Raw genomic sequence first — 20,908 nt, forward strand, 5'->3', positions numbered from 1 at the left:
TTTTAATGCATTTTATAGACTAAACCGTTCAAAATGTGATCATCAGCATTAGTGTTGAAGCAAAACGTCTAACAGATCACCTTTTACAGCCCATTAATTTGATAGTTGATTCAAATGCAAAATATAATATGGCAAGGAGGACGGTAGGCGACATTGCTAACTTAGGGTGCAGCTATATTGCTTTACGAAGTGTTAGAACGTCTTGATAGCATGTAAACCTTCGAAGGCGACACATTTACTTTTAGAAGAGCGTTTACTGAAAAGAAAAATGCACCCTATAAAGTGCATTTTAGAACTGCTATTGTTAGCGATTTACAAATTCACGACTATTGCATCACAACTAGCTTGCTGGTCGGCGATGTTTCCATTTGTATCTAATTGAGCAATAGTGAGTGGTTGTATAAGGCCGAAGTAGAACTTTTAACAAACCCTCACATACTAAGTAGTGAGGGTTTATTGATTAGCAACAACTAGTTAGCAGTAAAGCCAAATGCTTCTGCTCGCGCCGCAACTTCTTCAGCTGTTAGCGTTGATAACCAGAACGCTGCATTATCAATTGCGCCATCAAGGTTTTTCTGCGAGCTGTTAGAACCACCACCGATGTACACTTTGTCACCTTCTTTGGTGTTTGCAATGTAATCAGTAATTTCAGCAGTACCTTCAAGTACACCATCTACATAAATACTTGCTGTAGTGCCATTGTAAGTTGCTACAAGGTGGGTATAAGTATCATCTTCTAATACTGAAGTTGCTTTAACTGATGTAGAACCACTACCATTATAGATGCGCAGCTCAGGGATTAAGGTGCTTTTGTTTACCACAACCTTCCAACCCTTATTGCTATCAGTATTTTCAAGTAGCTGTAAGTCTTGGCCAAGGTCAGCATTGAAGCTAGCGCTGGTTGACTTGTATACCAGCTCCATTGAAATCACACCGTTAATAGCAGCTAAAGGATCGGTCGTTGAGTCCATTACTGTATAATGGTAGCCAAATAAGCCAGAAGCAGAGGTTTGAGTAATAGACACCGCTGCATCAGCTTCTACTGCGCCATCAACCACAGCTCTAGCATTATCGTCAGCTTTACTCATTTGTAAAACTTTTGTACCTTCAGAAGGTGCAGCATCAATGCTACTGAAGCCCCATTCAAAATCAGCTGTTGGGCCAGTAGGCGTCTCAGGGTCAGTATCTCCAAAGCCGAAGACTTTAGCACGTTCTGCAATTTCCTCAGCTGATAGAGTTTCTAGCCAAAATGCTGCACTATCAATAGCACCAGCTAAGTTTTTCTGAGAGCTGTTAGAACCGCCACCAACGTATACTTTGTCGCCTTCTTTAGTATTTGCAATATAGTCAGTTACTTCAGCAGTACCCTCGAGTTCGCCATTAATGTAAATGCTGGCCGTTGTTCCATCGTAAGTAGCAACAAGGTGCATGTAAGTATCGTCCTCTACAACCGAAGTGGCTTTTATGCTGGTTGAGCCATCGCCATTGTAGATACGTAGTTCAGGAATCAAAGTGCTTTTATTTACAACTACTTTCCAACCGGTATTGCTATCAGTGTTTTCTAACAACTGTAGGTCTTGGCCAAGGTCAGCATTGAAGCTAGCACTATCAGCTTTAAAAGTAATTTCCATTGAAATTACACCATCAATAGCGGCAAGAGGGTCTGTGGTGCTATCCATGGTAGTGTAGTGATAACCGTAAGAACCAGATTCAGTAGACTGAGAAATAGATACGGCACCGTTCGAATCCACAGCGCCATCAACAACCGCTCTTGGATTAGCATCTGCTTTACTCATTTGCAGTTCTTTATCGCCCTGCGCAGCATCTGCGTCGATAGCGGCAAAGTCCCATTCATAGTCAGCAGTTGGAACTTCTACACCTGGCGTTTGTTCTTTTTCTGCATCAGCAATAGCCGCCAAAATAGTTTCGTCGGTTACTTCTGCTCCAGAGTCGTTATAGTCCACTCCATTTAAAGTGTAAGTAATTGCAAGAGCACCTGCATCATCAACTACATATGTACCGTCTACATCACCATAGGCAATATTGGTTTCTGAAACAGTGTAAGATTGAGTCGTGTAGGTATAAAGGTCGTTAGTTTCATCGTAGCTATAGATGGTTAGCACATCATCTACAAACTTATAGATTTGTGCGTATTCAGTCGACGACGTTGTGATATTCGAGGTTTCGCTAGAGATATTCCAATCGGTGTTTTCAATGGCATAAGTAGGCTCTGGTGGCGGAACGTATACTTCTGGCGCCTCAAAACAACCAAACATAAAAGTTGTGCTCATAGGGATTAGCAGCAGCTTAGACGGTTTCATTTAAACCTCCTTGTAGGTATAAATAATATTATTGTAATAGTTAAAATACTAATATTGCTAAGGTCATCCGTAGTTAAATAGTCCGAAACCTATTTAACGAAATACAACCAGATGACTTTTCCTTTCCAGACTATTCGCTCTCTTAAATGATTAGCCGGCGATAAGTTCCCATTTAAACCTCCTAACTACGGTAAAAATGATCATATTGTATTAGTAATACAAAACTATAATGTGGCAAAAGATTGTGATTGTAAAGTGACCGACTTCGCACTATTTGCGATTAATCTTTTTAGCTTCACAAGTCGTAGAATCTACATAAAAGCAGAGTGAGCGATGAAATTATTGATATTGCGAGGAACGAACTTATAGGCAAACTATAAAGCAAAATAACTGTTTAATAACTTATTAAGTAATGATCTTGAACACCACAACCCCAGTGGTTAAATTCTCCAGTTGCACCAGATATAAGTGAACACAGGCTAAAACTAGTAGGCTTGTTAACCAGCTAAATGCGCCTAGTTTTGTATCGCTAGCTAAGAGAAACACTCTGGCTTAGTTCCACTCTAATCCGTAATTGGTAATACAAATATCTTGTTTGCCCGTTTAGGTTCATCGGCAGAAGGTATATTGCTATTACTGGTTTAACGCTAACAAATTTTGTTACTTAAGGCGCTTAGCATCACTAATCTGATTGAAATGCCCCATTTCTTAAGCAAAACAAGATCAATCTCACAGACATCTGTTTAAAAAATAGGCTTTAATTGTATGACTATTTAAGCTTGTAGCTTTAATAGCAAAACAGAGTACTAGCTGATATAAGCTAAATACGCTGCAAAAAATAATAAGAAAGATATACATCGTTAAAACCTTCATTGCACTGTTGTCGGAACTGTTGGTTTTAATAATTAAACGCGAGAATAAGGACAACATTATGATTTTTGTAGGAATATTCCTGGCATTAGTCGCCTCTTACTTAGTAATAATGGACGTAGCAGCCATACTAAAAAGTCACCATTAAGATAAAAAACATGAATAAGACTAACGTTCTAACCGACGCAGTTTGTCGGTTAGAATACTTAACCAAGCGCTAAACTCCCATTCCAACACTGAATCGTCTTCGTTATTAATTCTTTAAAAGCTTTCTTCAAACCAAAGATTTATACCGACTCCTGTGCAAATAACGCATACTTAAGCAATTGTTTAGACAGTATTTAGTATTATGGACTTAGAAGAAATCTATCGTCGTGACCTAAACTTACTCATAGCTTTAAAGGTGCTCATCGAGGAAGGTAGCGTAAGTAAAGCGGCTATCCGCTTGAGTCTTAGTCAATCGGCGATGAGTAGAGTATTAACCCGCCTACGTGACTTACTCAATGACCCTTTATTTATTCGCCAAGGGCAAGGTTTGGTGCCTACTGAGCGAGCGTTAGAATTGAATCAAGCCTTACAAGGTCCCTTAGAAAACCTGCGTCAGGTACTTAGCCCAAACGTGTTTAACCCAGCAGAATGCAGCCAACATTTCACCATTGCTACTACTGACTATGCAATGCAAACCATTCTGCCCTTTGCCCTAGCAAGGATTTATCAAGAAGCGCCGAATATCTCTCTCGAATTTGCTCCTCTGCAGCATGAACAACTCGCCCAACAGTTATCTGCAGATGGCTGTGATATGGCGATTTGTCGACCTACCAAACCTGTGGCCCCGCTTGCTAAAGATAGTTTGGGTTTAGTGAGTGTATTTTGCTTACTTGCCAAGCATCACCCATTGGCAAACAAAGAGCTCACTCTAAAAGAGTATTTGGCTTATCCACACGCGATGATAGCCATTAGCGATGGCGTTAAAAGCTTGCTGGATGAAGCATTATCTGGTCAAGATAAACCACAACTGCTGCTTCGCGCCTACCACTTAGAAGCGGCCCTAGCAATTAGTGAACAAGTCCCGGTTATTATTACGGTTCCCGCTGATCTAGCCTATTTAGTCGCGGAAAAGAATCAACTGGTAGTTAAACCGCTGCCTTTTGAATTTAAGCCTTTTGACTACTCACTGTTATGGCACCCACGCTGCGAGCACTCTGCTCCGCAAATTTGGCTACGCAATGTAATTAAACAAGAATGTAGCCGCTTAATAAGCAAACGAGTGCAAGACATGGGATTAGTAGAATAGGTGCTAAGCAATCAAAAGCAGAGCAACAAAAAAGCCGACCTTATAGATCGGCTTAGACGTAAGTTACTATGTTTTTAAAGCTTGATAACCACCCGCCCAGTGACTTGGCCATTCGTTATAGCTTCAGCGTATTCCGCGACTTGCTCTAATTCCACTTCGGTGCACGCTTGCTGGTAGTAACTATCTGGAAGCAACTCAGCTAAACGTTGCCACGCTTTAATCCGCTTCGCACGTGGGCAGCTCACTGAATCTATGCCTAACAAGCTAACATTACGCAAAATAAACGGCATTACCGTAGTCGGTAAATCGAAGCCGCCAGCTAAGCCACATGCGGCAACGGCGCCATTGTAATCCATTTGAGCCAGTACTTTAGCCAATACCTTGCTACCCACGGTATCAACTGCACCGGCCCAAACTTGTTTTTCTAAGGCGCGCGCTGGCTCTTCAAACACGCTACGGTCGATAATTCGACTAGCGCCAAGTTCTTTTAATAAAGCACCATTTTGTTCTATTCGACCACTAACAGCAGCCACTTTATATCCCAGCTTAGCAAGTAAGGTAACGGCTACCGAGCCAACACCGCCACTAGCACCTGTAACTAGAATTTCACCCGATTCAGGCGTAATACCGGCATCAACTAAGGCTTGTACACATAACATAGCGGTAAAACCAGCAGTACCTACCATCATGGCTTGCTTACCACTTAAGCCTTCAGGCAGAGGAACTAACCAATCCGCTTTTAAACTGGCTTTTTCTGCCATTCCACCCCAATGGCCTTCACCAACTCCCCAACCTGTTAACACCACTTTGTCACCAGCAGCGTAACGAGGGTCGTGAGATTGCTCAACGGTACCGGTTAAATCAATTCCGGGCACCATAGGGAAATTGCGAACAATTTTGCCTTTACCAGTAATGGCTAGGCCGTCTTTATAGTTAAGTGAGGAATAATCAACTTTTACAATTACGTCACTCTCGGGCAAGTCGGTATCATTAAGTTGGCGAATGCTAGAAGTGGTTTGTTTCTCAACTTGATCGAGAACGAGTGCCTTAAACATAGTAGAGCTCCGAGTTAGTAAGCAAAATTTACAAATATCAGTGTAGCCGCTCTAGCTCTATGTATTAAATGAATTTTTATCATTTAATACATGTACAACACTCATAACGACTAAAGTTTAGTCGCTTCGCTACTTAGCGCGCCGAAGTTAGCAGGCTTACTTGAATAAGAGAGCTATCTAATTGAGCAAGCTTTTGTTTTGCCAGTCGAATGCACTTACCGCAAGTGTTGCCCAACTGCTTTGCTTGTTTTAACTGCTTAACTGTTTTTAAGCCTTGCGCATAACTAACAGTCAATGCTTGATCGTTAATCTGTTCACATAAACACACCCACATAAGTTTGCTCCTGTATTCAAAAAACTAAAGCAACGTTAAATCAAGGCTAACTGGCTAAGCAGTTACACACTGGAGTGTTAACCAGAACGCAAAACCGGAGCTAGGTAACTTTAGGTAACAAACAGCTAGGTAAAAAGCGTTAACTTACTGTATTAACGGGAGTAAACCGTAATTTACTCAACACTTAGATGTTTGCATAAGAGAATATGTCACTCAATATTTACTGAGACATCATCATGCAAAGCGTACAAATTCTGATTTGTTTATCACTGTTAGCATTAGGACTAAGTAAGAGTTTGCAAGCGCAACAATTTGCAGATTTGTCCAAACAGGTTTCCCCTTACAACCACAAACCCTTGCTGAGTGATGTCGATGAACTAAGCAATTATCAAAGCATGAAACGTTACTTGTCGGTAAATCATGGCTTAGACTATCAAATTCAAATTGCGCCTATTGCCCAAACCGACGGCCATGGACATAACTACCTTGATAACGAAACCGACCTGATTATCACCAAGCGATTTTGGGAAGACCAACAAGGTTACGGCAAGCTAGTATTTGCCGGCGTGATGGTTAACATGCTTAACAACAGCTATACCCGAAAATTTTCCGACGATGTCGGATTAGGGCCAAGTCAACCAAATGGTGGAATGACAGGACCAGACCAAAACATCACCGCAATTAACGGCTTATGGTGGGAACATAGCTTACTAAACCATGGACTCACCTATCGCCTAGGACACCTTTACACCACCCGACTATGGGCAACCAACAAATATCTAAGTGATGATCGTAGCACCTTTATGGCCTCGCCATTTTCACACCAAGGCTTAAGTTGGACTAGTGGTCAACGTGCACTAGGCGCGACATTGTCAGTTCAAAACCAATGGGCCTATGTGCAGGTGGGGTTTAACGATGCGAAACCTAACGGCAAAGATATCGACATTCGTAGCTTTAGTGATGGGAAATTTGTACGCCATCTTGAGCTAGGGCTAACACCAAGCTTTGACTTTGGTGAAGGTGAATACAAAATCAGTCTTGCAGACATCGACGATACAACTAGCTCACACACCTCGGCAAATGAGTTAGAGGCAAATAAGGCCGGTCAAACTTTATCTCTGAGTGTAAGCCAGGACTTTGGCGATCTCGGCATCTTTGCTCGCTACAATCGCTCTTATCAACGTTATGCAGCAAAAACTAAAGCAGTTGCCGTGACCGGCCTAGTGATAAATGATTTGTTAGACAACCAAGATGTATTAGGCATTGGATACGCCGAAGTAGAACCCGTTGATAGGATCCGCAAACAACACGGAAACGAAAAGTCCATCGAGATTTATTACGATATAAAACTGACTAATCGCTTAAGCATTGCGCCTGATATTCAATACTACTTTACCAAAGCAGCCACCAAAGGCATTAACACTGCTGGAGATACCATTTTGGGCTTACGACTTCGCTATATGCTGTAGTGCCTATAACGATACGTCGTCAGCACATATAACCATCGCCTTACCCAACGCACTGTAACAAGTTACTGGGTCTTTTAAGATGTCACTAGGAAGCTGCTGCGCCGCTTCCTTATTGATGGTGACTTCATTAAAGCCTTGTTCCGCATGATCATAAATTTCGGTGCCATCTTGCAGCGCCCAATAGATTGTTGAATCGTTAGCGCTGGCACAGATTTTTATCTCACAAGGCATAAGCGTTATCTCATCACCTTGATAAACTCGGCACTCAAACACATCTCTTCCACAGCCTGCATTCGCTGAGATGCAATAAAACAGTGCTAAAGCTATTGCGATAAGTTTAAACAACTAGTTTACTCCCTGCGGTTTCAAGAAATAGTATCACCAGAGGGTTTTATGTTCTTAAAGCTTTCTCGTGGCGCTTTAGCAGACGCAAACCTAAACACATTTTTATCGACATCGCGATGAATGGTGATATCGATATAGGTGGTTTGATTAGCAGCACACACTTCATCGATGGCTAAACCCTCAGAGCGAAACTGGGTGTTGGTGTAAAAAGAAAAGCCCTTGTTTGGTCTAGCCATCACTTGCAGTCCAAAACAGTTATCTTTAATTTGCGACATTTTGTCGGCATCAATGTAATACACCAAGCTATGTGTTGCTTTATTCATTTGCTTATCGACAAAGAAACCATCCGGTAATTGATGAGGTTTATAACCTTTACCTGCTAGTAGCAACACATCGTAGTTTTCATTGTGAATGTGCTCGCCAGTTTGGTCTCTAACCCGTACAACCAACATGCAATATTTACCAATGGTTCGCTTTTTACCGAGCGGCACTTTGGCTTGTTCGGTTTGGCTTAACTGCGTTAGCTCAGTACTGCGTTGCTGATAATCACTGGCACTATTTACTTGCAAACATGCAAGTACTTGGTCAACAACGATATGATGATTAGCAGAGCTCGCTTTATTCGCCATAATGCCCATTTTGGTCCCTGAATGACTAAATTCACTTAGTATCCCAATAGGTACTTCTGCAGGGCGCCGAACAGGCTCAACTTCGCTAGGATTTAGTCGATATGCTTTACCTTGAAAACCTGTCAGCTGTTCTTCAGACTGCTCTAGAGCAAAATAACGGTAATTCATATTGGCACCCGCTACGCGTACCACGCCATCTGAGCCTGACTCTACCAAGTAGCCATTTAAAAAATCATAGAACTTAGTATCAATCCCCTGCCCACTTAATACAAAGGGATAAAAGCTGTTGCCAACATAATCATAAGCCATGCCATTTTCATTTAGCTGCCACTGACCTTGGCTACCCAGGCACAGCCAATCTAATACTCTTTGGCCTGGCTCAACACCCGCAAACCAAGATTTGATACGCCCAACTCGCTGTTTACCTAACACAGCTAAACTAGAGCCATGGTTAGCTGGTGCTAACATCACTAAATGCTTAAGCGGTAACGAAGCCAGACCTGCCGCACCGTAATACTTATCAACCCAAGAACGCACAACCGGCCCACCAGTAGAGTGGGTAATACAAGAGAACTCTTGAATGCCTGTTTCGTTACCGGGTAAATCCAATAAGGCTTGCTGCATAGCTCGCGCGATATCATCCATCGATACTTCATCATGGAAACTAATGTATTTACCTAAATAGATATGTTCTAAATCTAGCTGCAAACCTGCAGCGCTAGCTTTAGCCACTAAAGACTGTGGTAGCTCGCCGTATGTGGAGGTATTAGTCACACTCCAGCCATGCACAAAAATCAATTTCATCGTATTACGTCCATGTAATTTAAATAGCTAATTCAAAAGCTTAGTTTTTTTCGCAAACGATTGTTAACCGTAAGTTAAAAAAAAGCAATCACCCTTTTACACTATTGCATAGCCTAGGTAAGCCAATAGCAAAGTGCGATGTAAGTAACGAGAAAAGGCGCGATGAGGCTGTAGTAGATAGTGGACAGCAAAAACGCGGTAGAGCTATGGCTTACGCAATCTAAGCACTAAGTTTTGAACACTAACGGGCGCTGGCTGAGTATAGCGCTGGACAATAAACACTATCGCAAAATTTACGAGCATTCCCAGGGCGCCAATTCCCTCTGGAGAAATCCCCCAAAGCCAGTACTCCGAATGGTTTAGGGCTGGAGATACAAACTTAAAGAAACCCACGTAAGCCAAGGTGATACTCATGCCGCTCAGCATGCCGCTTATTACCGCTGTACGCCCAATGGACTTAACAAATATACCTAAAACAATGGCTGGGAACAGCGAGCTAGCCGCCAAACCAAAAGCAATAGCAACCACTTCCGCAACTAAGGCCGGAGGGTTAATGCCTAAATAGCCAGCAGCGCAAATTGCTAAAATTGCGCAGCAGCGTGCCACTTTCAGTTCCTGTTTATCACTAAGTTTTTTTTGCCAAGTTTGTTTCACTAAATCATGTGATATCGAGCTAGCAATCACCAGTAACAGGCCTGCAGCGGTAGAAAGTGCTGCTGCTAAACCTCCCGCAGCAACCAAGGCCACGACCCAGTTTGGCAACTGTGCTAACTCCGGTGAGGCCAGCACCACAATATCTTGATTAATGGTGACTTCATTGCGCTGATCTCCCGAGTAAAACAAACGGCCATCACCATTTTCATCTCGCCACTCCACCAGGCCAGCTTGCTGCCAATGAGCTAACCAGCTGGGTTGTTGTTCTTCAGCAATGCCGTTTGAATCCAAGCCGTTGATAGACTCTATAATATTGACTTTTGCAAAGGCTCCCACCGCCGGTGCTGCGGTGTACAATACGGCAATAAAAGCTAAGGCATAACCGGCAGATGCTCTGGCTTCCGCTACTTTAGCGACAGTGAAAAACCGTACAATTATATGCGGTAATCCAGCAGTTCCCATCATCAATGCAGCAGTGATAAACACTTGATCACTCAGATTTCGGGTGCCATTGGTAAACTTGGCAAAACCTAACTCTTCAGATAAACCATCAAGCTTATCTAACAAATAAACATTTGAAGCTCCACTAACATTGCTACCTAAGCCAAACTGTGGAAACACCTGCCCAGTTAAGGCTATTGATGTAAAAATAGCGGGAACCAAAAAGGCAAAAACCAATACGCAGTATTGCGCAACCTGGGTATAGGTAATGCCCTTCATTCCTCCCCACACCGCGTAAAAGAACACGATTGCCATGCCCAATAATATGCCTAAATTTACGTTCACTTCTAAAAAGCGCGCAAACACCACACCAACGCCGCGCATTTGCCCAGCAACATAAACAAAAGAAATGAACACCGTGCATATTACCGCTAGCACTCTCGCCCGCTTAGAGTAATAACGCTGACCAAAAAAATCGGCGACAGAGTATTGGCCAAAACGATGCAAGTAGGGCACTAAACATACCGCTAGCAGCACGTATCCGCCCGTCCAACCCATTAAATAAACGGCCCCATCATAGCCAAGAAAAGAAATAACCCCTGCCAAAGAAATAAAAGAAGCCGCCGACATCCAAGTAGCAGCAGTAGCCATGCCATTGGTAAGCGGGTGAATGCAAGCATGAGCAATGTAGAAGTCTTGGGTATTGTTGGCTTTAGCCCAAATGGCTATCACCATATACAGCGTGAAACTAGCCGCAACGAATAAAGAAGTCCAAGTTTGAATGTCCATATCTAGCGATACTTATCCTACTGGAGCTAAGATGCTGATAATCGAAAAGAGACACCAACAAAACAGACCCAAAGTTAACAGATTGTTACGCATTAACTTAGGGCGCATTTAGCCACTTGAAACTTATACTTTGGTATAGATGAGACACTCAATAGCAAAGGCGCTTTACTAATTCACAGATTCAAACGTAAGCTATTGAATAGAAACAAAAAGAAGACCAAAACCCTTCTGTCATCCTTTAGTCTAAACAATGATAAACAGGGCGATATTTCTATAAAAAAGACAAAAAAAGAGCTCTTGCAAAGCAAGAGCCAATGGAAACGTGCTTTTTGGAAACCTTCAACACTACTCCCCTCGATGTAGTGCTCGCCGACCAAAGCTAGAAGGTTCAAGCTACTAAACTAAATTAGCATGCTGATTTTGTAGGTCAACTATAAATTTTACAATTCATTAACTTTATGTGAGCAGCCTAACACGCTGAAGAAACGATGCATTTTTCGATCTCTTTTATTTCTTTAAACGTACTTTACTTAAATAGAGCGAAGCAAATCACGCCTGTTTGTAATACTCAAAGAGCCTTGCGCGGGAAATCTTGAACAGACAGGATGGCAACAATTAATGACTAAAGGTTTTTAAAAAAATGCTTATTTTTTAGAAATTTATTTTTGCCATGGTATAAACTTATTTTAGCGCTTCATGAAATCTTTTGTTTCCAAATTCTATCTTTTATAGAGATAGCTTGTATTTAGGAGGCCTAGGCCATGAGTATTTTTGACCACTATCAACAGCGTTACGAGCAGGCTCAAGAAGAAGAGTTATCCCTCGACCAGTTTTTAACACTTTGTAAAGAACAACCAAGTACTTACGCCAGTGCGGCAGAACGCCTTTTGCTCGCCATTGGCGAGCCAGAAATGGTAGATACCTCTAAAGACCCACGCCTAAGCCGGCTTTTCTCCAACCGTATTATTGCTCGTTATCCCGCTTTTAAAGAATTTTACGGGATGGAAGACAGCATTGAACAAATTGTCTCTTATCTAAAACACTCTTCTCAAGGTCTTGAAGAGCGCAAGCAAATACTTTACTTGTTGGGTCCAGTAGGCGGTGGTAAGTCATCCTTAGCCGAAAAGCTCAAAGCCCTTATGCAACAAGTACCTATCTACCGCTTAAAAGGCTCGCCAGTAAACGACCACCCATTTTGTCTATTTGACGCTAATGAAGATGGCAACATTCTAGAAAAAGAATACGGCATTAGTAAGCGCCATCTAAAAACCATTATGTCTCCTTGGGCGGCCAAACGTTTAAATGAATACGGTGGGGATATTACTAAGTTCAAGGTGGTAAAATGCTACCCATCTATCATCAACCAAATTGCGATAGCTAAAACTGAGCCCGGCGATGAAAACAATCAAGATATTTCATCTCTGGTGGGTAAAGTAGACATTCGCCAATTAGAACATTTTGCGCAAAACGACCCCGATGCCTACAGCTACTCAGGCGCACTATGTAGAGCTAACCAAGGTTTAATGGAGTTTGTAGAGATGTTTAAAGCGCCTATTAAGGTGCTACACCCTCTACTCACCGCCACCCAAGAAGGTAACTTCAACGGTACCGAAGGGCTCTCGGCAATTCCCTTCGAAGGCATTATTTTGGCTCACTCAAATGAATCCGAGTGGCAAAGCTTTAAAAACAACAAAAACAACGAGGCCTTTTTAGACCGTGTTTATATTGTAAAAGTGCCTTATTGCTTACGAGTAAGCGAAGAGATAAAAATTTATCAAAAACTACTGGATAATAGTGAGTTAAACACAGCCAAATGTGCTCCTAGCACCTTGGAGTTATTATCGCAGTTTTCAGTCCTATCGCGGCTTAAAGACCCAGAGAACTCAAGCATCTATTCAAAAATGCGAGTTTACGACGGTGAAACACTTAAAGACACCGATCCTAAAGCCAAGTCTTATCAGGAGTATCGTGACTTTGCCGGGGTAAATGAAGGCATGGAGGGTTTATCTACCCGTTTCGCCTTCAAGATACTATCGCGAGTATTTAATTTTGATACCACCGAGGTGGCGGCTAACGCAGTGCATCTGTTCTATGTGCTTGAACAACAAATAGAGCGCGAGCAATATAGCCAAGAAGTGGCAGACCGCTACTTAGAACACTTAAAAGGCTACTTAATTCCTAAGTACGTCGACTTTATCGGCAAAGAAATTCAAACCGCTTATTTAGAGTCGTACTCAGAATACGGACAAAACATTTTTGACCGCTACGTTATTTACGCCGACTTTTGGATTCAAGACCAAGAGTATCGAGATCCTGATACTGGCCAACTATTTGACCGCGCCGCACTCAATGCCGAGCTAGAAAAAATAGAGAAACCTGCGGGTATTAGTAACCCCAAAGATTTTCGTAATGAAATCGTCAACTTTGTACTCCGCGCTCGCGCGGGCAATGACGGCAAAAACCCTAACTGGACCAGCTACGAAAAACTTCGCACTGTTATCGAGAAGAAAATGTTCTCGAATACCGAAGACTTGCTACCTGTTATTTCATTCAATACTAAAACCTCTGCCGACGACCAACAGAAACACGATGATTTTGTTGCCCGAATGATGGAGAAAGGATACACCCGCAAACAAGTGCGCTTGTTGTCGGAATGGTATTTACGCGTTCGTAAATCGTCTTAGATTTGATGGAGGGCGCCTATGGCTCATTTTATCGATCGACGTTTAAATGGTAAGAATAAAAGCGCGGTGAACCGCCAGCGCTTTATTCGCCGCTATAAAAGCCAAATTAAACGCGCAGTAAACGATGCGGTTAATCAGCGCAGTATCCAAGACTTGGAGAACAGCGAAAGCATAAGCATTCCTCATAAAGATATTACCGAGCCCTTTTTTCACCAAGGTGAAGGGGGACATCGCCAACGCACCCTACCTGGTAACGATCAGTTTGGAACTGGCGACAAAATAGAACGTCCTCCCGGAGGAGAAGGAGCAGGAGGACCAGGTGATGGTGAGGCCAGTGACCAAGGTGAAGGCACCGAAGAATTTCAATTTAACATTTCCAAAGACGAATACCTTGATATTCTATTTGACGATTTGGAGCTACCCAATCTTCAAGAAACAGACGTAGATAGCATTGTTGAATACCGCACCGCCCGCGCCGGCTTTACCAACGACGGGGTGCCAGCCAATATAAATATTGTGCGCTCTTTACAAAACTCGCTAGCGCGACGAATGGCGATGGGAGGAGACAAGCGCAAGCGCTTACGTGCATTGGAACAACAACTTGAACAAAGCCAATCAGACTCGCAAGTTCCACATAGTGAGATTGAAGCGATAAAAGCAGAAATCGAGGTATTAAAACGCAAACTTTCGAACATCCCATTTATCGATACCTTCGATCTTAAATTTAATAACTTTGCTAAACACCCAGTACCAAGCAGCCAAGCGGTGATGTTTTGTTTAATGGATGTCTCTGGCTCTATGGACCAAGCCACCAAAGACATTGCCAAGCGTTTCTACTTACTGCTCTATCTATTTTTGACCCGCAGTTACGAAAAAATCGAGGTAGTGTTTATTCGCCACCACACTCAAGCTAAAGAAGTTGATGAGCATGAATTTTTCTACTCTCAAGAAACCGGTGGCACCATTGTTTCTAGCGCACTTAACTTAATGGATAAGATTATTGAAGAGCGCTACCCGCAAAACCAATGGAACATATACGCAGCACAAGCTTCCGACGGCGATAACTGGGCAGATGATTCACCCAAGTGTCGCGCATTACTGGAGAAGACCCTGCTACCTCTAAGTCGTCATTACGCTTACATAGAAATAACCAGCCGTGCCCACCAAAGCTTGTGGCACGAATACGAACAACTCAGTGAAATTTTCCCTAACTTCTCTATTCGTCATGTGAAAAATGCCGAGGAAATATTGCCGACATTTAGAGACCTCTTCAAAAAAGCCACTGTGTGAGGCCCTTATGAGCAAAACAAAGATGTTGCCCGATGGACCAGATTGGACCTTTGAAATGCTTGAGCTTTATCATCAAGAAATTGAGAAGGTTGCACAACACTATCAATTAGATACCTATCCTAATCAAATTGAAGTAATTACCGCCGAGCAAATGATGGATGCCTATTCCAGCGTAGGTATGCCGATTGGTTATCACCACTGGTCCTATGGCAAAAAATTCATCCAAACTGAACAAACCTACAAACGCGGCCAAATGGGCTTGGCCTACGAAATTGTTATTAATTCAGACCCTTGTATTGCTTACTTAATGGAAGAAAACACCATGCCAATGCAGGCTTTAGTTATCGCCCATGCCTGCTTTGGCCACAATAGTTTTTTCAAAAACAACTACCTGTTTAAAACTTGGACCGATGCCAGCTCAATCATCGATTATCTGGTATTTGCCAAAAACTACATTAGCAAGTGCGAGGCTCGCCATGGTGTACAAGCGGTTGAAGACTTGCTCGACTCTTGCCACGCTCTAATGAATTACGGTGTCGACCGTTACAAGCGCCCTAGCCCAATTTCAATGGAAGAGGAAAAATCTCGCCAAGACGCTCGAGCAGAATACTTACAGAGCCAAATCAATGAACTGTGGAAAACCATTCCTACCAAAGAAGATCCAAACGTAGAAAAGCGTCAGCGTTTCCCAGCTTCTCCAGAAGAAAACATTCTCTACTTCATCGAAAAACATGCCCCCTTATTGGAGACTTGGCAGCGAGAAATTGTTCGCATAGTAAGAAAAATCAGTCAGTATTTTTACCCTCAAAAACAAACTCAAGTGATGAATGAAGGATGGGCTACGTTCTGGCATTACACCATCACTAATCATATGTTCGACCATGGACAAGTGAGCGAGCGTTTTATTCTTGAAATTTTACACAGCCACACCAGCGTAGTAATGCAACCGGCTTATAACAGTCCATATTTTAACGGGATAAACCCTTACGCGCTGGGTTTCGCTATGATGACCGATATCCGTAGAATATGTGAGTCGCCCACCGATGAGGACCGCAAATGGTTCCCCGATATCGCGGGCAGTGATTGGCTTCAAACCCTACACTTTGCTATGCAAAACTTTAAGGATGAAAGTTTTATTAGCCAGTACTTATCGCCTAAGGTAATACGTGACTTAAAACTATTCACCCTCGATGATGACGAAAACAAGCCCTACTTAAAAGTTAAAGCCATTCATGATGACCATGGCTACCAAAAAGTGCGTGAAGCGCTCAGTGCCCAATACAATCTAAGTAACATTGAACCTAATATTCAAGTTCATAACGTAAACCTTCGTGGGGACCGTTCACTTACCTTACGCTACGTCCCTCATCAAGGCATTCCACTAGGCAAAAGCAAAGATGAGGTGATTAAACACCTTCATCGCTTATGGGGCTTCGATGTGATTCTCGAGCAAAGTGATGATAAAGGCGACGTACAAGAAATAGCCCGCTGCCCAGCACAAGAATAACAATGCTGTTTATAAAAAAAGGCCACCATATGGTGGCCTTTTTTATTTAAAGGGAATTTAGAACAACGCTTTATTCAGCATTAAGTGGCAAACAATAGATGCGGCATAACCTAAGGCAATAACCGGTGCCCAGCGCAGGTGGCTAATAAAGGTATAGTGGCCTCTAGCCTGCCCCATTAACGCAACCCCTGCCGCAGAGCCAATCGATAACATGCTACCACCCACCCCTGCGGTTAGCGTCACCAATAACCATTGGCCTAAGGACATTGCTGGCTCCATGGTAAGAACTGCAAACATCACTGGGATGTTATCTACAATGGCACTTAATACCCCAACGGCGATATTGGCGTAGGTTGGGTCCCAATTTAAGTACATGGTGTTAGATGCCATTTCTAGGTAACCAATAAATCCAAGACCACCAACACAAACAACCACGCCGTAGAAGAACAATAAGGTGTCCCACTCGGCCCGCGCTACCCGGTTAAAAATATCAAAGGGCACTACACTGCCTAAGGCTTTTAATCGGGCATCATCACGATGAGAAATCGCATCAACGGCTTTTTTATGCAAGCTAGACGCAAGTGTTTTGCGCAAGAAGAAACCAAAGAACTGTAAGTAACCTAAGCCCATCATCATGCCCATTACCGGTGGCATGTGGAACAAGCTATGCCCCATTACAGCTGTGGCAATTGTTATTAAAAACAAACCTACAATTCGTCTTGCACCGCGTTTTAATTCAACTTCTTCGTGTTCTGCTTCTACTGCTTCAGCAGAAACAAACATCGACATGATAAAGGCAGGAATAACAAAATTAACAAATGAAGGGATTAACAAATCGAAGAACTGACCAAAAGTAACCAAACCTTTTTGCCAAACCATCAGGGTAGTAATATCACCAAAAGGACTAAATGCGCCACCAGCATTAGCGCCAACAACAATATTGATACACGCTAAGTTAATAAACCGGCTATTACCTTGCGCTACTTTAGTCACCACCGCACACATCAGTAGTGCAGTGGTAAGGTTATCAGCCACCGGCGAAATAACAAAGGCTAAGCAGCCCGTTAACCAAAACAGCTTACGATAACTCAGCTTTTTACTAACCAGCCAAGCTCGCAATGCATCGAATAAGCGTCGTTCCTCCATGGCATTGATGTATGTCATCGCCACCAGCAAGAACAGCATTAATTCTGAAAACTCCAATAAGTTATGGCGAAAGGCATCGGTTACCAGCTCTTCGTGACCAGAGCCGCGATAATAAATAGCAATCAAAAACCAAATTAAGCCTGCGGCGACCAGCACGGGTTTCGACTTTCTTAGATGAATAACCTCTTCACTCATCACCAATAAGTAAGCAATGGCAAAAATGACTAAGGCGCTATAGCCCACCCAAGACGAGGTTAAGCTCAAGCCATCAGCGGCATAACTAGCAGAAGAAAAAAACAACAATAGCAGAGGCAACAATATACGCATTAAATCCCACTCCTTAGGCGAATGCTCATTTGTTTTAGATTGATAAAGATTTCGTTCTAGCGTCCGTAGCTTAGGGCGCTGGCACTTCGATGATTGTTCATTGCATTTTCAGCTTTGCTTATTAGTGCCTCAATATTGTTGGCAGTGCCATCTACGCAAGCCACCCCCAACCGAGAGCCAAGTTCTAACTCATCAAGATAGTTGAGCCAAAATTCGCTACCTAAAGCATCGTGGATCCGTTCTGCAGTATCCAAAGCTTGGTACAAGCTAGATTCAGGTAAACCAATAACAAACTGATCTTTTTCGCAACGCGCTAACAAGTCAACTTTGCGTACCTTAGATTGTAAAAAATTCGCTAGTTTAACCAATAACTTATCAGCTTCATCAGCGCCTAATTTATCACGGTATCGACTAAAATGATTGACGTTAATCAAAACAATAGAATAGGCATTCTGATAACGAGAGGTACGTTCAATTTCTATCTCAGAAAACTGTTTAAAGCGGGCAAAGTTAGCACAGCCAGTCAGCTCATCGGTATCGATAGATTGCTTAAACAAAGGCAGGTTTTCGCTACTTGGCTGTTCTTTCTCTTGAAACAAATCTAAACCTTGTTCATGAGTATAGCGATGACGCCACAAGGCATGACAAAGACAAACGATGATACATACCAATAAACAGTTCACTAAGGCATTTGGCAGCTCGACATAAGGCCAATTTTGTACTTGGCTTGCGTTTAAGGGCTCAACACCACTCAAAGTGAGCAAAGTAGCAACAACTATCAACATAACTGCGAGCAAGATAGGTAAATAGAAACAAATAAACAGTAGCGGTAGGCTGTAAACTAACCAATCGGGAACGGCACTAAACTGCAGCTCCTCTCCACCATGCATTAACGCGAAGACTAAAGCGAAATGAATCACTGCATGGCCGGCTAACAAGGCATGGGCTGAGCGAGCCGTCACCAACTTTAAACCACGCCAGGTGAGCAACATTTGATAACAAAACCAAATGCTTAATGCTAAAGATGCGCCTATATTGGCTTGTTGCCACCAAGAAGCAAGTACACCCGATTGAAAAAGATAAGAAATAACACACAAGCAATAGAGCGATTGAACCCAAAAGAGATGTTGGCGCTGTTGTTGCCACTGCCAGTTAGCAAATTGCCGCTCTTGGCTTGAGGAAGAAAAGCCCATAAATACGCTTTTCCACGCTTGCATAACTTGTGGCTGTTGCATCTTTCCTTTAACTCCTGTTGTTAAATCAAAGAGAACACCGATATAAACTAGTTTAGATTTGCGCCTAGGGCTACAATATCGGCTTTAATTGCCAAACAAAGAATCATTGTGACTTCACTTAAGCATACTCGCTATCGACAGTTTTTCCCGTCATTAAACGGTACTAATCAGCCATTTGCATACCTTGATAGCGCAGCTTCAACTCAAGTCCCTGAAGTTGTCTTAAAAGACATTGAACAATATTACCGCCAAGGTCATGCCAATGTACATAGAGCAAGTCATAGCTTTGCTCGACATGCTACCAATGCCTTTGAATTAGCAAGGAAAACACTTGCAGAATTTATTGGCGCTAAAGCGCAAAATATTATTTGGACCAGCGGAACAACTCAAGCTGCCAACCTACTGGCAGATGGCCTCGCCCATTTAGTTGATGAAGGCGACGAAATTTGGGTTAGCGAGCTCGAGCATCACTCAAACTTAGTACCTTGGCAGCAACTAGCCTTTAAGCGTAAGGCGAATCTGAAAGTAATTCCTGTACTAGACAATGGCGATATAGATTTAGCTTACGTTCGCCAGCAACTTAGCGACAAATGTAAAATTGTTGCCGTTGCCCATGTATCAAACAGTATTGGTGCTATGCAGCCAATACCCGAATTATCTAGGCTAGCCCACCAGTTCGGCGCAAAAATAGTGGTGGATGGCGCACAAGCTGTAGCCCACTTAGACGTTGACGTTAATCGCTTAGGTTGTGACTATTATTTGTTTTCTGGACACAAGTTATATGGGCCAACTGGCATTGGCGCGCTATATGGAAGCGAAGAAGCCTTAGGGCTGCTCGAGCCCAGCGTGTTTGGTGGAGAGATGATAAGTAAGGTGTCTTTTGAAACCAGCACCTGGAACAGTCTTCCTTATCGCCTAGAAGCGGGGACCCCAAACATTGCTGGTGCGATAGGTTTGGCCTCAGCCATTAAGTTCTTAGCACAGTTCCCTTTAAAAGAGCGTCTTAGTCACGAGCGCCAATTATTAGCTTATGCGCTACAGCAGCTTAAACAGCACCCTAAGGTTGAACTGGTTGGTGAACCGATGATGAGAGTTGGTTTAATTGCCTTCAACTTGCAAGGTGTTCACCCTCAAGATGCTGCCACCCTATTTGACCAATACAATGTTGCTTTGCGCTGTGGCCATCATTGCGCAATGCCCTTAAGCAGTCGTTTGTCTCCAGAAGGCAGTATTCGTTTGTCACTTGGCTTATATAACAATCAACAAGATATCGACCAAGCGATAGAAGCAATTGATAAAATTATGGAGTTGTTTGGTGAATAGAGCACCGCAAGTTGAACTAGACATAGAACAGATTGAACAGCGCTTTGTTAATTGTAAGTCTTGGGAAGAGCGTTACCGCCAACTGCTGCTGTTAAGCAAACTACTGGGCCCGATGGACTCTCAATACCAAATACAAGAAAACTTAGTGCAAGGCTGCGAAAGTGATGTGTGGCTGTATTATGCCAATACGCAGCTACTGGTTGATAGTAATGCGAAAATCATCAAAGGTTTACTGGTGATCGTGCTAGCCAGCTTTGCGCAGGATGCTGAAAACACTCAAATAACATTTAGCCAAACTTTAGATAAGCTTGGCTTAGCGCATCATTTAAGTGAATCGAGAAACAATGGAATAACGGCGATATTGCAGAGAATCGCAAAGTTAAGCTAAGCG

At 42.8% G+C, this 20,908-nt stretch carries 15 protein-coding genes; 7 read left to right on the top strand and 8 right to left on the bottom strand.

Annotation, left to right across the window (positions count from 1 at the left end; all coding sequences use genetic code 11):
- Window positions 1-470: 470 nt before the first annotated feature.
- Entirely contained in the window at window positions 471-2,321 is a 1,851-nt protein-coding gene (locus OV592_RS12730; protein ID WP_406608825.1) for a LamG-like jellyroll fold domain-containing protein, read from the bottom strand.
- Between the two features lie 1,219 nt (window positions 2,322-3,540).
- Here OV592_RS12730 and OV592_RS12735 point away from each other — a divergent pair.
- The gene (locus OV592_RS12735) at window positions 3,541-4,485 is read left to right on the top strand and encodes a LysR family transcriptional regulator (RefSeq protein ID WP_338621528.1); all 945 of its coding nucleotides are present in this window, start codon (window positions 3,541-3,543) and stop codon (window positions 4,483-4,485) included.
- 74 nt (window positions 4,486-4,559) lie between these two features.
- Here the strand turns inward: OV592_RS12735 and OV592_RS12740 are convergent, their stop codons facing one another.
- Together OV592_RS12740 and OV592_RS12745 are read right to left on the bottom strand one after the other, a co-directional pair.
- Window positions 4,560-5,540, bottom strand: a complete 981-nt coding sequence (locus tag OV592_RS12740) for an MDR family oxidoreductase (protein ID WP_406608826.1) — start codon at window positions 5,538-5,540, stop codon at window positions 4,560-4,562.
- Window positions 5,541-5,673: 133 nt separating this feature from the next.
- Window positions 5,674-5,874, bottom strand: coding sequence for a bacterioferritin-associated ferredoxin (locus OV592_RS12745; protein WP_406608827.1), 201 nt, complete (start codon window positions 5,872-5,874; stop codon window positions 5,674-5,676).
- Between the two features lie 236 nt (window positions 5,875-6,110).
- On the opposite strand from OV592_RS12745, the gene OV592_RS12750 reads away from it, so the two are divergent.
- Window positions 6,111-7,343, top strand: coding sequence for a carbohydrate porin (locus tag OV592_RS12750; RefSeq protein WP_406608828.1), 1,233 nt, complete (start codon window positions 6,111-6,113; stop codon window positions 7,341-7,343).
- A gap of 3 nt (window positions 7,344-7,346) precedes the next feature.
- Here OV592_RS12750 and OV592_RS12755 read toward each other — a convergent pair whose 3' ends face one another.
- From OV592_RS12755 to OV592_RS12765, 3 genes are all read right to left on the bottom strand, one after another.
- Window positions 7,347-7,688: a hypothetical protein gene (locus tag OV592_RS12755; RefSeq protein WP_406608829.1), complete on the bottom strand. Its 342-nt coding sequence runs from the start codon at window positions 7,686-7,688 to the stop codon at window positions 7,347-7,349.
- 20 nt (window positions 7,689-7,708) lie between these two features.
- Window positions 7,709-9,121: an esterase/lipase family protein gene (locus tag OV592_RS12760; protein ID WP_406608830.1), complete on the bottom strand. Its 1,413-nt coding sequence runs from the start codon at window positions 9,119-9,121 to the stop codon at window positions 7,709-7,711.
- Window positions 9,122-9,325: 204 nt separating this feature from the next.
- Window positions 9,326-11,005: a sodium:solute symporter family protein gene (locus tag OV592_RS12765; RefSeq protein ID WP_406608831.1), complete on the bottom strand. Its 1,680-nt coding sequence runs from the start codon at window positions 11,003-11,005 to the stop codon at window positions 9,326-9,328.
- Between the two features lie 761 nt (window positions 11,006-11,766).
- Between OV592_RS12765 and OV592_RS12770 the strand changes: the two genes are divergently transcribed.
- From OV592_RS12770 to OV592_RS12780, 3 genes are read left to right on the top strand one after another with little or no spacing between them, the layout of a single operon-like run.
- A complete protein-coding gene (locus OV592_RS12770) occupies window positions 11,767-13,689 on the top strand; it encodes a PrkA family serine protein kinase (RefSeq protein WP_016404012.1) in 1,923 nt (640 codons plus the stop codon).
- An 18-nt stretch (window positions 13,690-13,707) separates the two neighbouring features.
- On the top strand, window positions 13,708-14,979 hold the full coding sequence (locus OV592_RS12775; protein ID WP_152782342.1) for a YeaH/YhbH family protein: 1,272 nt from the start codon (window positions 13,708-13,710) through the stop codon (window positions 14,977-14,979).
- A gap of 7 nt (window positions 14,980-14,986) precedes the next feature.
- Window positions 14,987-16,486, top strand: a complete 1,500-nt coding sequence (locus OV592_RS12780; RefSeq protein ID WP_406608832.1) for a SpoVR family protein — start codon at window positions 14,987-14,989, stop codon at window positions 16,484-16,486.
- A 57-nt stretch (window positions 16,487-16,543) separates the two neighbouring features.
- Here the strand turns inward: OV592_RS12780 and nhaD are convergent, their stop codons facing one another.
- On the bottom strand, window positions 16,544-17,959 hold the full coding sequence (nhaD, locus tag OV592_RS12785) for a sodium:proton antiporter NhaD (protein WP_016400510.1): 1,416 nt from the start codon (window positions 17,957-17,959) through the stop codon (window positions 16,544-16,546).
- A 56-nt stretch (window positions 17,960-18,015) separates the two neighbouring features.
- Window positions 18,016-19,194: a GGDEF domain-containing protein gene (locus tag OV592_RS12790; RefSeq protein ID WP_406608833.1), complete on the bottom strand. Its 1,179-nt coding sequence runs from the start codon at window positions 19,192-19,194 to the stop codon at window positions 18,016-18,018.
- A gap of 108 nt (window positions 19,195-19,302) precedes the next feature.
- Here OV592_RS12790 and OV592_RS12795 point away from each other — a divergent pair, with 108 nt between their 5' ends.
- Entirely contained in the window at window positions 19,303-20,517 is a 1,215-nt protein-coding gene (locus OV592_RS12795) for an aminotransferase class V-fold PLP-dependent enzyme (protein ID WP_406608834.1), read from the top strand.
- Window positions 20,510-20,905 (top strand): SufE family protein, encoded by a 396-nt coding sequence (locus tag OV592_RS12800; RefSeq protein ID WP_406608835.1) that lies wholly within the window; start codon window positions 20,510-20,512, stop codon window positions 20,903-20,905. The genes OV592_RS12795 and OV592_RS12800 overlap by 8 nt, the downstream gene beginning before the upstream one ends.
- Window positions 20,906-20,908 lie beyond the last annotated feature (3 nt).

The sequence above is a fragment of the Agarivorans sp. JK6 genome (assembly GCF_045277145.1).
Taxonomy (GTDB): domain Bacteria; phylum Pseudomonadota; class Gammaproteobacteria; order Enterobacterales; family Celerinatantimonadaceae; genus Agarivorans; species Agarivorans albus.